Origin of the sequence: Bacillus sp. JNUCC-21 (assembly GCF_041222765.1) — a bacterium.
Taxonomy (GTDB): domain Bacteria; phylum Bacillota; class Bacilli; order Bacillales; family Bacillaceae; genus Bacillus; species Bacillus velezensis.
On sequence record NZ_CP166019.1, the window covers coordinates 987591 to 1000046 of the forward strand.

10 protein-coding genes are annotated in these 12456 nt (G+C 48.9%); 7 read left to right on the top strand and 3 right to left on the bottom strand.

Annotation, left to right across the window (positions count from 1 at the left end; translation table 11 throughout):
- Positions 1–485: 485 nt before the first annotated feature.
- Genes ecsA through JNUCC21_RS05145 form a run of 3 tightly spaced genes read left to right on the top strand, consistent with a single transcriptional unit; the run spans position 486 to position 3195 of the window.
- Positions 486–1229: an ABC transporter ATP-binding protein EcsA gene (gene ecsA / locus JNUCC21_RS05135; RefSeq protein ID WP_003155231.1), complete on the top strand. Its 744-nt coding sequence runs from the start codon at positions 486–488 to the stop codon at positions 1227–1229.
- A complete protein-coding gene (locus JNUCC21_RS05140) occupies positions 1222–2448 on the top strand; it encodes an ABC transporter permease (protein ID WP_369878655.1) in 1227 nt (408 codons plus the stop codon). The genes ecsA and JNUCC21_RS05140 overlap by 8 nt, the downstream gene beginning before the upstream one ends.
- 42 nt (positions 2449–2490) lie before the next feature.
- Complete coding sequence (locus JNUCC21_RS05145) at positions 2491–3195, top strand: EcsC family protein (RefSeq protein WP_103527015.1); 705 nt, start codon at positions 2491–2493, stop codon at positions 3193–3195.
- A gap of 22 nt (positions 3196–3217) precedes the next feature.
- On the opposite strand, the gene JNUCC21_RS05150 is transcribed toward JNUCC21_RS05145, so the two are convergent.
- From JNUCC21_RS05150 to hmoB, 3 genes are all read right to left on the bottom strand, one after another.
- A complete protein-coding gene (locus tag JNUCC21_RS05150) occupies positions 3218–4405 on the bottom strand; it encodes a M20 family metallopeptidase (protein WP_369878656.1) in 1188 nt (395 codons plus the stop codon).
- 69 nt (positions 4406–4474) lie between these two features.
- Positions 4475–5860, bottom strand: coding sequence for a hypothetical protein (locus JNUCC21_RS05155; protein WP_340230423.1), 1386 nt, complete (start codon positions 5858–5860; stop codon positions 4475–4477).
- A gap of 117 nt (positions 5861–5977) precedes the next feature.
- Positions 5978–6478, bottom strand: coding sequence for a heme-degrading oxygenase HmoB (gene hmoB, locus JNUCC21_RS05160; protein WP_059367301.1), 501 nt, complete (start codon positions 6476–6478; stop codon positions 5978–5980).
- A gap of 122 nt (positions 6479–6600) precedes the next feature.
- Here hmoB and JNUCC21_RS05165 point away from each other — a divergent pair, with 122 nt between their 5' ends.
- The 4 genes from JNUCC21_RS05165 to hemY all read left to right on the top strand — a co-directional run bounded on the left by JNUCC21_RS05165 (position 6601) and on the right by hemY (position 12399).
- Positions 6601–8742: a transglycosylase domain-containing protein gene (locus tag JNUCC21_RS05165; protein ID WP_025284510.1), complete on the top strand. Its 2142-nt coding sequence runs from the start codon at positions 6601–6603 to the stop codon at positions 8740–8742.
- Positions 8743–8865: 123 nt separating this feature from the next.
- Positions 8866–9927 (top strand): uroporphyrinogen decarboxylase, encoded by a 1062-nt coding sequence (hemE, locus tag JNUCC21_RS05170; RefSeq protein ID WP_025284511.1) that lies wholly within the window; start codon positions 8866–8868, stop codon positions 9925–9927.
- 75 nt (positions 9928–10002) lie between these two features.
- Positions 10003–10938, top strand: a complete 936-nt coding sequence (gene hemH / locus JNUCC21_RS05175) for a ferrochelatase (RefSeq protein WP_012117217.1) — start codon at positions 10003–10005, stop codon at positions 10936–10938.
- Positions 10939–10965: 27 nt separating this feature from the next.
- On the top strand, positions 10966–12399 hold the full coding sequence (gene hemY / locus JNUCC21_RS05180) for a protoporphyrinogen oxidase (RefSeq protein WP_003155220.1): 1434 nt from the start codon (positions 10966–10968) through the stop codon (positions 12397–12399).
- Positions 12400–12456: the final 57 nt, after the last annotated feature.

The window sequence follows — 12456 nt, forward strand, 5'->3', positions numbered from 1 at the left end:
GGTTTCCTCCCTGAAAAGAAATATATGTATATTCTCATCGTACCACAAAAACGGCCAAAACAAAAAACAGGATGAACGGCTGCGCGTTCACCCTGATGCAGAAGTACGAGCTTTATCACAGAAAATTGAATATGCCTTTTGTAAGCACCTCATTTGTTTTTAAAATGAAGACTTATGGGTCTGCTTAATCATTCCTGGGACAAACACCTCATTTGATTATTTCATCATGAATGAAGAACATCATCAAAGCAGTGTGTGAAGAAATTGTAAGCACAGGACATGTTGATTTTCATCCAACTGTTCTAAGACGTCTTTTATAAACACCTCATTTTCAGTTGATTAAAGCTGTTTCCTTCTACATACATTATGATGTCCGCCAAAACGATAACTATGCACACTTTTCACGTGAGAAAAAAAGGGAATCGTTTCAAATCAGACTTTATTTTTGGTACTATGAAGAAAAACGAATCAGAAGGGGAGAAATTATGTCTCTGCTATCGGTAAAAGACTTAACCGGCGGTTATACGAGAAACCCGGTCTTAAAAAATGTTTCATTCACCCTTGAGCCGAACCAGATTGTCGGACTCATCGGATTAAACGGCGCGGGCAAAAGCACGACGATCCGGCATATTATCGGATTAATGGACCCGCATAAAGGCTCGATCGAGCTGAACGGCAAGACGTTTTCGGAGGATAAGGAAAGCTACCGCTCGCAATTTACGTACATCCCCGAAACGCCGGTGCTGTATGAAGAACTGACGCTCAAAGAGCATCTGGAGCTGACGGCCATGGCGTACGGCCTTTCCAAAGAAACGCTTGAAAAAAGGCTTCCTCCGCTTCTGAAAGAATTCAGAATGGAAAAAAGGCTGAAATGGTTTCCCGCTCACTTTTCCAAAGGGATGAAGCAGAAAGTCATGATCATGTGCGCGTTTCTCGCGGAGCCTTCGCTTTATATCATTGACGAGCCGTTTCTCGGCCTTGACCCGCTTGCGATCAATGCATTGCTGGAGCGGATGGACGCCGCGAAAAAAGCCGGATCAAGCGTGCTGATGTCAACGCATATCCTGGCTACGGCAGAGCGCTACTGTGACGCTTTCATTATTTTACATAACGGCGAAGTGCGGGCAAGCGGCACACTGGAAGAACTGAGAGAGCAGTTCGGCATGAAAGACGCAGCTCTTGATGACTTGTATATCGAACTGACGAAGGAAGACGCCGGCCATGAATAATATGTCTACGATTTGGCAGTCCCGGCTTGAAGAGCATATAAAGGAAACCAGAATGTATATGAAATATATGCTCAATGATCATCTCGTCATTGTGCTGATCTTTTTTATTGCCGGCGCGGCAAGCTGGTACAGCAAGTGGGTCAAAGACATCCCCGTTCATTTTCCGTCATTTTGGGTGATGGCGGTGCTCTTTTCATTTGTGCTGACCGGTTCATACGTCCGGACGCTGTTAAAGGAAGCGGACCTCGTGTTTCTGCTGCCGCTTGAACCGAAAATGGGGACATACTTTAAGCATTCATTTAAGTACAGCTATCTGTCACAGCTGTTTCCGCTTATTGCTCTGTCGCTTGTATGCATGCCTCTGTTTTTCGCTGTAAGTCCGGGGGCGTCGCTTGCGTCGTATGCCGCCGTATTTATTCAGATGCTGGCGGTAAAAGCGTGGAATCAGGCCATGGAGTGGCGGATGATGTTTATGAATGACAGAAGCATGAAAATGATGGATGCGGTCATACGCTTTATCTGCAATATGCTGCTATTATACTTCGTCTTACAGTCGTTTTATGTGTACGCTGCCGCCGTCTACATTGTGATGGCCGGCCTTTATGTGTATTTCACATCGGCCGCAAAACATAAATCATTAAAATGGGAAGCCCATATTGAATATGAATTAAGAAGGAAGCAGCGGTTTTACAGAATCGCCAATCTGTTTACCGATGTGCCTCACCTGAAAAAACAGGCAAAACGCCGGGCGTATCTCGACTTTTTGCTCAGAATGATTCCGTTCGAACAGCGGAAAACGTTCTCCTATATGTATGCGCGGGCTTTTCTGCGTTCAAATGATTATCTCGGCATTCAGGTCAGGCTCACGATTATTTTTATCCTGATTATTATGCTCGTTTCCGCCAATCCGTGGATAACGGCGGCGTTAACCGTATTTACCGTCTTTATTACGGGAATACAGCTTCTCCCGCTGTTCGGGCATTTTCATCATCTTTCTCTGCAGGAGCTTTACCCGGTCAATCAGAAAGCGAAGCTGCAAAGTTTCTTTTCGCTGATGAAATCGGCGTTAACCGTGCAGGCGCTGCTGTTTTGTGCAGCGTCAACCTATGCCGCGGGAGTCAGCGGGGCGCTGTATGCGGCCGTTGCTTCAGCCGTTCTGATTTTTGTGATCATGCCTTCGTATATGGGCGGAAGATTGAAAAAGTACGGCAAGCTGTAATCAATCGGGTTTTTGAAACCTCAATGAAAGAAGGAGACACAGATGACCGACGATCAGCAGCTGATACAGGAAGCACTGCAATGGAAAGCGCGTTTTTTGCGCAAAGATTCTATGCTTGAACGTTTTTCTAAAGGAATGCAGGCGAAAATAAATGAGCGGATTCCCGATAAAATTCATGCCGTCATCACAGAAAGCATTAAAAAAATGACCGAAGCAACAATGGCGGGTTCAAATCTGGTGAAAAGCAAGCGGGATACAAACGGTATGACGCTTGCTGAAAAAGATGCCCTCGCCAGACAAACCATCGTATCGTACCAAAAGGTCGCGGCAGCCGAAGGTATCGGTACGGGGGCCGGCGGAATTTTTTTAGGGATGGCTGATTTTCCTTTGCTGTTATCCATTAAAATGAAATGTCTGTTCGATCTTGCCTCCATTTACGGGTATGATGTGAAAGACAGGGATGAGCGATTGTTTTTGCTGTTTATTTTTCAGCTGGCTTTCTCAAGCGGTGAACAGCGGAAACGCATATACTCAATGATTGAACAATGGGATTCGAAAAAGCATGATGTCGATTGGAGAGTTTTTCAGCAGGAATACCGCGATTATCTGGACGTAGTGAAATTGTTTCAGCTTTTGCCGGTCGTCGGAGCCGCCGTGGGCGGAGCGGCCAATTATAAACTGCTGTCACAGCTCGGTGAGACGGCAAGGCACGTTTTTCATTTAAGAATCACAGCAGCCGGTACGTAATGTACCGGCTGTTTTTTATGCCCTATCGGGGGTAGCTTACCGCGGCGCCGATAAGCACCTTGGCGGCCGTCAGCATCGCTTTTTCATTAAAATCAAATTTCGGGTGGTGATGGGGATAAATGGTTTCCGCGTTTTCTAAAGCGGCGCCCGTAAAGAAAAATGCGCCTTTTGTATGCTGCAGATAATAGGAAAAATCCTCTCCGGCCATCTGCGGCTCTCCTTCACTGACCTTCGTGACGCCCTCTGTTTCCGCTGCGGCTGCCGCCGCGTGCGCCGCTTCCTCAGGATGATTAACGACGGCGGGATAACCGCGCTTGAAACGATATTCATAGGAAGCGGAGTGCATGGAACAGATTCCTTTTACGACGGCTTCTATTTCTGCTTCGAGCAGGCTGCGCACACTTTCGTCAAACGAGCGGACGGTGCCTGATATGACTGCCTGATCGGCAATCGCATTAAACGGATTTTCAGCGGTGAACGAGCCGGCTGAGATGACGGCCGGCTGCACCGGATTTACCCGCCGGCTGACGATATGCTGAAGAGCCGTGACGATTTGTGAGCCGATTAAAACGGCGTCCTTCGTATCGTGAGGAATCGCGCCGTGGCCGCCTTTCCCGATGACTTTAATCGTAAAGCCGTCAGCGGCGGCCATCACTGCGCCCGGGCGGCATAAGACCGTCCCGACGGGTTCAGTCGCCCAAAGGTGAGTGCCGAAAATGGCATCGACATGCTCGAGGCAGCCATCCTCAATCATTGCTTTTGCTCCGCCGGGAGATAATTCTTCGGCGTGCTGATGGATCATCACAAATGACCCTTTCAGTTTTTCCCGGTTGCGGTACAGCACTTTTCCGACCGCTAGCAAAGCCGCCGTATGGCCGTCGTGCCCGCAGGCGTGCATGACGCCGGGAATTTGTGAAGCATAGGGCACATCTTTTTCATCCTGTATCGGCAAAGCGTCAAAATCAGCTCTGAGTGCCACGACCGGTCCCGGTTCACTCCCTTCAATATAGGCTGTGACACCGTTGCCCCCGACATTCGTCCGGATGGGAACGCCGAGCTTTTCATAAAATGAGGCGATGAACGCCGGTGTTTTTTTCTCCTTAAACGATGGCTCGGGATTCATGTGAAGGTGACGCCTGATTTCAACCATTTCCTCATACAGCCCGTCAAGCTGAGCGTTTAAGCTTTTTTGAAGTGTCGTTAACGTCAAAAGCGATGTCCCCCTCGTCTGCTTTTCCCATGATTGTATAGAAAATGTCAGAAGATTTCAATCCTTTTGCTACGGGAGAATGATGATGGCGGCGATCGTTGTGACGACTAGCCCGGCCGCAACCGGGATAAAGTTTTTTCTGGCAAGCTCAAACGGATCAACTTTACAAATAGCCGCAGCGGGGATCAGTGCCCAAGGGACCAATGTTCCGCCCCCGACCCAGATCGCTGAAATCTGGCCCAGCGCCGTTAAAACGGCCGGGTCCGTATGAAGCGCGGCGGAAAACAGCTTTGCCATCGAGCCTGCAAGAGATATACCGGAAAACCCTGACCCGTCGAGCCCGGTAATGGCACCGACTGCGGTCAGGGCGATGCCGGCGAATTCTCCGGACATCGGAAAAGAATGGGACAGGGCCAATCCGAGGTCATTGACGATCCCCGCAGATCCTTTCGGCAGCGGGGTGTTCAAAATACTTTTAAACCCCGCGTCACCGAGATAAAAGAAGGCCGCGATCGGAATGACGGGGCCGAATACTTTAAAGCCAAATTGAAAACCGCCGATAAAATACTCGGTGATCTTTTCTAAATGCCGCTCTTTATATACAATGAAATGAATGATCAGGAGAATGCCGATCGCGGTTCCTCCGACGAGTGCCGTCGCATCGTTTCCTTGCAAACGGTATACGATCATACAGATAATATCGGCGAGAAAAACAAGCGGAATGAAAACCGCCAGGACCACCCTGAGTTTTTTCGGCAGGTACATACTTGTGTCCAAAGAACCGGAGCTGTCCAAGGAGAGGGGGGCCTTCGTTTTTTTTCGATCCCGCATGATGAGGAAGAAAGCGGTGATTGTCGTCGTTAACCCCATGATCAAAACGAGCGGAATACTTGCCTGCATGACATCGCTCACGGGAATGCCCGCGGCATCGGCCGTTAATTTCGGGGCCGCCTGAATGACGTAATCCCCCGATAAAGCGAATCCGTGGCCGAACAGGTTCATCGCCATAGCCGCGGCGATCGGAGAAAGGCCCGCCCGGATCGCTGCGGGAAGCAGCACAGCGCCGATCAGCGCCACCCCTGGTGACGGCCAGAAAAAAAGAGAGATGGCAAACATCAGACAGCCGATAACCCAATATGCGACTGCCGGCCCCTTCATCAGCTTTGCAAACGGAGAAATCATCTCTTCATTAATACCGGTTTCGGTCAAAATGCCGCTCATCGCCACGATAAAACAAATGATAAAAATCGTCGGCAGCAATTCTCCGGCGGCATACGTGAAGCTGTGAAACAGACTGCTGACCGAAGCGGAGAATGAATGCGTCGTCCATAGCGCAATCACAAAAATGCCGGCGAGTGAAATAAAGGTTGTATCTTTCCTGAGGAGCATAAAAACGATAATGGCCGCGATAAAAGCAACATAAAGCAGATGTACCGAGTAGACGCCGATCCCCAATTGAACCACTCCGTTTATAAATAGGATTGCTACAGGTTATTCATAGGCGGGCGGAAGGTGCAAAGAAGGATGCGTAAAATCGGGACATCAAAAAAGCCGGAGAATCTCCGGCGGTTTTCAGTCTATTGCGTAATAAGCGGTTACATAAGACGGGCGGGAGAAAATAGACGTCGTGTCGATGCCTGCAGATGTTCCGCGTTTTTTATGAGCTTCCTGATAAGAGTTTGACTGCTGCCAGCCCTGAAAGGCTTTTTCCTCTTCCCACAGGGTCAAAATGACATACGTATCGCCTTCGAGCGGTCTTAATACGCGGATGGCTTCAAAACCGGGTTCATTTTCCACTTTGCCGGCGCGGTTTTTAAACCGGTTTTCAAACAGCGGACGGCCTTCCTGGGTAACGGCGATGTTGTTGAGGACGGCGTAGCCCGGATTTTTGATTTCCCCGACGCTGTCGATGCTTTCATAGGAATGGGGCGCCTGAAAAACGGTTTCTCCATTTGTTTCATGAATTAAAACCGCATTATCCCCCCCTTGCATCAGCACCATATTCTCACTCGGGTGTTTCTTTGCAATCGTCTTTAAAAAATCGGCTGTCCCGTATGTAATATAAACCTTCATATCAGCCACCTCCTGCTTGCTAGTATATCAAAAGAGTGGTATAAGTTTCTATTGGCGACTCATTCTGACATAATTCGAAACAATATTTCCCATACTACAAGTTAAGAAAGGCGAGGTGACTTATGCTGAAAAAGAAAAAAAGATTCTTTATTCCGGCTGTAATTGCGGCGGCAACCGCTTTTCTCGCGTTAATCGGATACATTATCATTATATTTCTCGGCCATTATGTCATCGATGAAAAGAAATTAATACTGCACGCATCTTCAAAAATCGTCGATCAAAACGGTGATGAAATCGCGAGCCTCTATACGGAAAATCGCGAGCCGGTATCCATTCAGCAGGTTCCGGAAGATGTGAGAGATGCCTTTATCGCCGTTGAAGATAAACGGTTTTACGAACATCACGGCATTGATGTGAAGTCTGTCGGCCGGGCGGTGTTCCGGGATGTTTTAGCAGGCGGCAAGGTGGAGGGCGGCAGCACGATCACCCAGCAGCTGGCGAAAAACATTTTTCTGACTCATGATAAAACATTTTTGCGCAAGACGAAGGAAGTCATTATCGCCATCAATCTTGAGCGTGATTACAGCAAGGACAAGCTGCTTGAAATGTACCTGAACCAGCTTTATTTCGGCCATGGCGTTTACGGCATTCAAGCCGCGTCCCACTACTACTTTAATAAAGAAGTAAAAGATTTAACCGTTGCGGAAGGAGCCGTTCTGGCAGCGATTCCGAAGGCGCCATCTCTTTATTCGCCGATTCAGCATCCGGATAAAAATAAAGAACGCCGCGATACGATTCTTGCAATGATGAACGACCAAGGCTATATCAGCGCCAAGGAAGCCGTCAGAGCCCAGGGCCGGACATTGGGGCTTCATGTCAAGAAAACATCAGAAACGCCTTGGTTTGACAGTTATATTGATCTTGTCATCAAGGAGGCGGAAGACCGTTATTCGATGTCAGGTGAACAGCTGCTTCAAGGCGGTTATACGATCCGGACGTCACTTGATTCCAAGCTGCAGAAAACGGCATACACCCTCATGAAGGAAAGCGGCTATTTTCCGGGGACGGATCAGGCGGCAGAGGGAAGCGCCGTCTTTATTGATAATAAAACCGGAGGCGTGCGCGCGGCGGTCGGCGGACGCGACTACGTGACAAAAGGATACAACAGGGTTACGGCGAAGCGGCAGCCGGGCTCAACGTTTAAGCCGATTGCCGTATACGGGCCCGCCATGCAGGAAGACAAGTTCAAACCGTATTCGCTTCTCCAAGACAAACTGACGTCCTACGACGGGTATGAACCGAAAAATTATGACGGACAGTACAAGGGGGAAGTGACGATGCAGGATGCGATCACTTACAGCATAAATGCGCCCGCTGTCTGGACATTGAAGCAGATCGGCGTAGATACGGGAAAATCGTATCTTGAGAAAAACGGCATGAACATTTCTGACAACGGACTCGCGATTGCGCTTGGCGGTCTGTCAGAAGGCGTCACCCCGCTTCAGCTTGCCGGAGCTTATCATACCTTTGCGGCAAACGGAATGTATACGAAGCCATTTTTTATAGAGAACATCACGGACGAAGACGGAGAAACGTTATCCGGGCCTAAAAACGGCAAAACGCGCGTTTTCAGCGGACAGACGGCATGGAATATGACGAGAATGCTTCAGCAGGTCGTAAAAGAAGGAACCGCTTCACAAGGCAGCTATCAAGGTGACCTGGCGGGGAAAACCGGCACGACCACATTTCCCGGGGTCCCCGGCGCGACAAAGGACGCCTGGTTTGCGGGATACACTCCCGGACTGACGGGAGCCGTCTGGATGGGCTATGACAAAACGGATAAAACCCATTACCTGAAAGGCGGAAGCCAATACCCGGTCAGACTCTTTAAAGATATCGTCACAAAAGCGGGGGAAAACGGCCGGACATTCAAAAAGCCTGAAAATGTGAAGGAACTGGGCAGCCCGATTGAGCTGGAGGCGGTAAAGTCCCTGTCGGCCCGTTATACATTTAAGGCGATGGGACTGATTACGGTTCAATTAAAATGGGATATTCAAAAGGATGATCGGGTTGTTTACCGAATATATGAGAAGAAAGACGGAAAAGACAAACTTCTGGATTCGGTGAAAGGAAAAGGCAGCTTTGACATACCGTACGCCAATCTGTTTTCAGGGGCTTCATACAAAGTCGTTCCATATAATTCACAGACAGATCAAGAAGGAGAGGGAACGGAATACGTTCAGCCGAAGCTTTTTTCTTCTTAATCATGAATTCGGCGATTTTTTGAACATTAAGCCTCAATTCTATACGCTTTTGAAAAAACAAGGTATAGTGTAATGGGCGAAGAACACGAACGTATGGTTGCAGGAGGAAAGGTGGAAATTCAGATGAGTAAACGAGAAGCGTTTAATGATACGTTTTTAAAAGCGGCACGGGGAGAAAAAACAAATCACGTCCCTGTCTGGTACATGAGACAGGCGGGGAGGTCTCAGCCGGAATACCGCAAGCTGAAGGAAAAGTACGGCTTAGTCGAAATTACGCATCAGCCCGAGCTGTGCGCGTATGTGACGAGGCTCCCGGTCGAGCAGTACGGAGTGGACGCTGCCATTTTATATAAAGACATTATGACGCCGCTTCCTTATATCGGAGTGGATGTTGAAATAAAAAACGGAATCGGCCCGGTGATCGATCAGCCGGTGCGCTCTGCTGCGGATATTGAAAAGCTCGGCGAACTGGATCCCGGACAGGATGTTCCTTACGTGCTGGAAACGATCCGATTACTCGTAAACGAACAGCTGAATGTTCCGCTCATCGGTTTTTCGGGAGCGCCTTTTACGCTGGCCAGTTATATGATTGAAGGCGGGCCTTCTAAAAATTACAACAAAACAAAAGCGTTTATGCACAGTATGCCGCAAGCGTGGCAAATGCTGATGGACAAGCTCGCGGACATGATTATCGTTTATGCGAAAGCGCAGATTAACGCCGGCGCAAAAGCCATTCAGATTTTTGATTCATGGGTCGGCGCGCTGAACCGCGAAGATTACCGGCAGTTTATAAAACCGGTGATGGACAGAATATTCCGGGAGCTTTCAGCAGAACAAGTTCCGCTGATCATGTTCGGCGTAGGCGCAAGCCACCTGGCCGGGGATTGGCATGACCTTCCTCTTGATGTCGTCGGTCTTGATTGGAGACTCGGCATAGATGACGCCAGAAAACAAGGCATTACAAAAACGGTTCAGGGCAATCTTGATCCGTCGCTTCTTCTTGCGCCTTGGGAAGTCATCGAGAAAAAAGCGAAAGCGATACTTGATCAAGGCATGAAAACGGACGGGTTTATTTTCAATTTAGGGCACGGCGTATTCCCAGATGTCAATCCGGAAACGCTGAAAAAGCTGACGGCGTTTGTACATGAATACTCCGCGGCCAAAAAAACGGAACAATCTTCCTGAGCAGATCGTTGGTTATAAGTAGATTTTCCTGTCAAAATCAAGGTGGACAGACCATCAAAAGAGGTGTGTAACAAAATGAGCAGCAAAAAGAAAATGGGACTTCTTGTCATGGCTTACGGAACGCCTTACAAAGAAGAGGACATAGAACGTTATTATACGCATATCAGACGCGGAAGAAAGCCGGAGCCTCATATGCTTCAAGATTTAAAAGACAGATATGAAGCGATCGGAGGCATTTCGCCGCTTGCAAAAATTACGCAGGAGCAGGCGGAGAAGCTCGCACAGCGTTTAAATGAAATCCAGGATGACGTAACATTCAAAGTGTACATCGGATTAAAACATATTGAACCGTTTATTGAAGACGCGGTGGCGGACATGCATAAAGACGGCATTACAGAAGCTGTCAGCCTTGTGCTCGCTCCTCATTTTTCAACATTCAGCGTCCAGTCATACAACAAACGCGCGAAAGAAGAAGCGGAGAAGCTCGGCGGCTTGACCATCAAGTCTGTTGAAAGCTGGTATGATGAACCGAAATTCGTTGATTATTGGGTCGGTCAGGTGAAGAAAACATATGAATCAATGCCGAAAGAAGAACGGGATGACGCGATGCTGATCGTCTCAGCGCACAGCCTTCCTGAAAAAATAAAAGAATACGGCGATCCGTATCCTGACCAGCTGGAGGAATCCGCAAAACTGATTGCCGAAGGCGCCGGAATTACCGATTACGCAGTCGGATGGCAAAGCGAAGGGAACACCCCTGATCCGTGGCTCGGACCGGATGTGCAGGATCTCACGCGCGATCTGTACCAAAAGCATCCTTATAAAGCATTTGTATACGTGCCCGCAGGCTTCGTTGCCGATCATTTAGAGGTGCTTTACGATAATGATTATGAATGCAAAGCTGTGACCGAAGAAGTCGGCGCAAGCTACTATCGTCCGGCTATGCCGAACGCACAGCCTGAATTTATCGACGCGCTTGCAGCGGTCGTGCTGAAAGAGCTGGACAAGTAGAATTAAACGGTAAAGAAGGCGATAAAAATGAGTGGCGATAAAAAACATCTGGTCATCATCGGCGGCGGCATAACGGGATTAGCCGCCGCCTTCTACATGGAAAAAGAAATCAAGGAAAAACAGCTGCCGCTTGAGGTCACTCTGATTGAAGCGGGCCCGAGAGCGGGCGGCAAAATTCAGACGGCGCATAAAGACGGCTACATCATTGAGCGGGGGCCGGATTCTTTTTTGGAAAGGAAAAAAAGCGCGCCGCAGCTCGTCAAGGATTTGGGGCTTGAGCATCTGCTCGTCAACAATGCGACCGGCCAGTCTTACGTGCTCGTCAACGAGACGCTCCATCCGATGCCGAAGGGCGCGGTGATGGGCATTCCGACCAAAATCGCTCCGTTCATCTCCACCGGTTTATTTTCTGTTCCCGGAAAGGCGCGGGCGGCGCTTGACTTTGTCCTGCCTGCGAGCAAACCGAAGGAAGATCAGTCTCTGGGTGAATTTTTCCGCAGACGCGTCGGTGACGAAGTCGTTGAGAATTTAATAGAACCGCTATTATCAGGGATTTATGCCGGAGATATTGATAAGCTGAGCCTCATGTCCACGTTTCCGCAATTCTATCAGACTGAGCAGAAGCACAGAAGCCTGATTCTCGGCATGAAAAAATCGCGTCCGCAGCCTTCGGGACAGCAGCTGACAGCCAAAAAGCAGGGCCAGTTTTTAACGCTGACAACAGGGCTTCAAACGTTGGTGGAGGAGCTGGAAAAGCAGCTTACGCTGACAAAGGTGATGAAAGGAACGAAAGTCACCCATATCGGCCGCGAGGAGAAAGGATATTCTGTGACGCTTGATAACGGCAAAGTGCTCTATGCGGAAGGATGCATAGTAACAGCCCCGCATAAAGCCGCGGCGAAAATGCTTTCTGATCTGCCGGCGGTTTCATGTCTTAAAGACATGCATTCTACGTCCGTTGCCAACGTCGCCTTAGGTTTTCCTGAGGGAGCCGTCAAGATGGAGCATGAAGGTACGGGATTCGTTATCTCAAGAAACAGCGACTTCTCCATCACGGCCTGCACATGGACGAATAAAAAATGGCCGCACGCGGCGCCGGAGGGCAAAACGCTTCTCAGAGCGTACGTCGGAAAGGCCGGAGATGAATCCATCGTAGATCTTTCAGATAACGAGATCATTAAAATCGTAATGGAAGATTTGAAAAAAGTAATGAAAATAAATGGCGAACCGGAAATGACCTGTGTGACCCGCTGGAACGAAAGCATGCCGCAATACCATGTCGGCCATAAGGAGCGCATCAAAGAGTTCAGAGATGCGCTGAAAGCTTCCTATCCGGGCGTATACGCGACGGGCGCGTCTTTCGAAGGGGTGGGCATCCCCGACTGTATCGACCAGGGAAAAGCCGCCGTATACGATTCACTGGCTTATTTATTTGAAACGTACCAGCCTCCGTTATCGTAAAACGGAGGTTTTTTTGCATGTTCCCGTTCTGTAAAGGGAACACCAATAAAGAGAGAA

Bases quoted from the DNA above. Each gene is read 5' to 3' on its own strand.
- JNUCC21_RS05140 (WP_369878655.1), top strand. From the start codon at position 1,222: ATGAATAATATGTCTACGATTTGGCAGTCCCGGCTTGAAGAGCATATA.
- hemY (WP_003155220.1), top strand. From the start codon at position 10,966: ATGAGTGGCGATAAAAAACATCTGGTCATCATCGGCGGCGGCATAACG.
- JNUCC21_RS05145 (WP_103527015.1), top strand. From the start codon at position 2,491: ATGACCGACGATCAGCAGCTGATACAGGAAGCACTGCAATGGAAAGCG.
- hmoB (WP_059367301.1), bottom strand. From the start codon at position 6,478: ATGAAGGTTTATATTACATACGGGACAGCCGATTTTTTAAAGACGATT.
- ecsA (WP_003155231.1), top strand. From the start codon at position 486: ATGTCTCTGCTATCGGTAAAAGACTTAACCGGCGGTTATACGAGAAAC.
- hemH (WP_012117217.1), top strand. From the start codon at position 10,003: ATGAGCAGCAAAAAGAAAATGGGACTTCTTGTCATGGCTTACGGAACG.
- JNUCC21_RS05165 (WP_025284510.1), top strand. From the start codon at position 6,601: ATGCTGAAAAAGAAAAAAAGATTCTTTATTCCGGCTGTAATTGCGGCG.
- hemE (WP_025284511.1), top strand. From the start codon at position 8,866: ATGAGTAAACGAGAAGCGTTTAATGATACGTTTTTAAAAGCGGCACGG.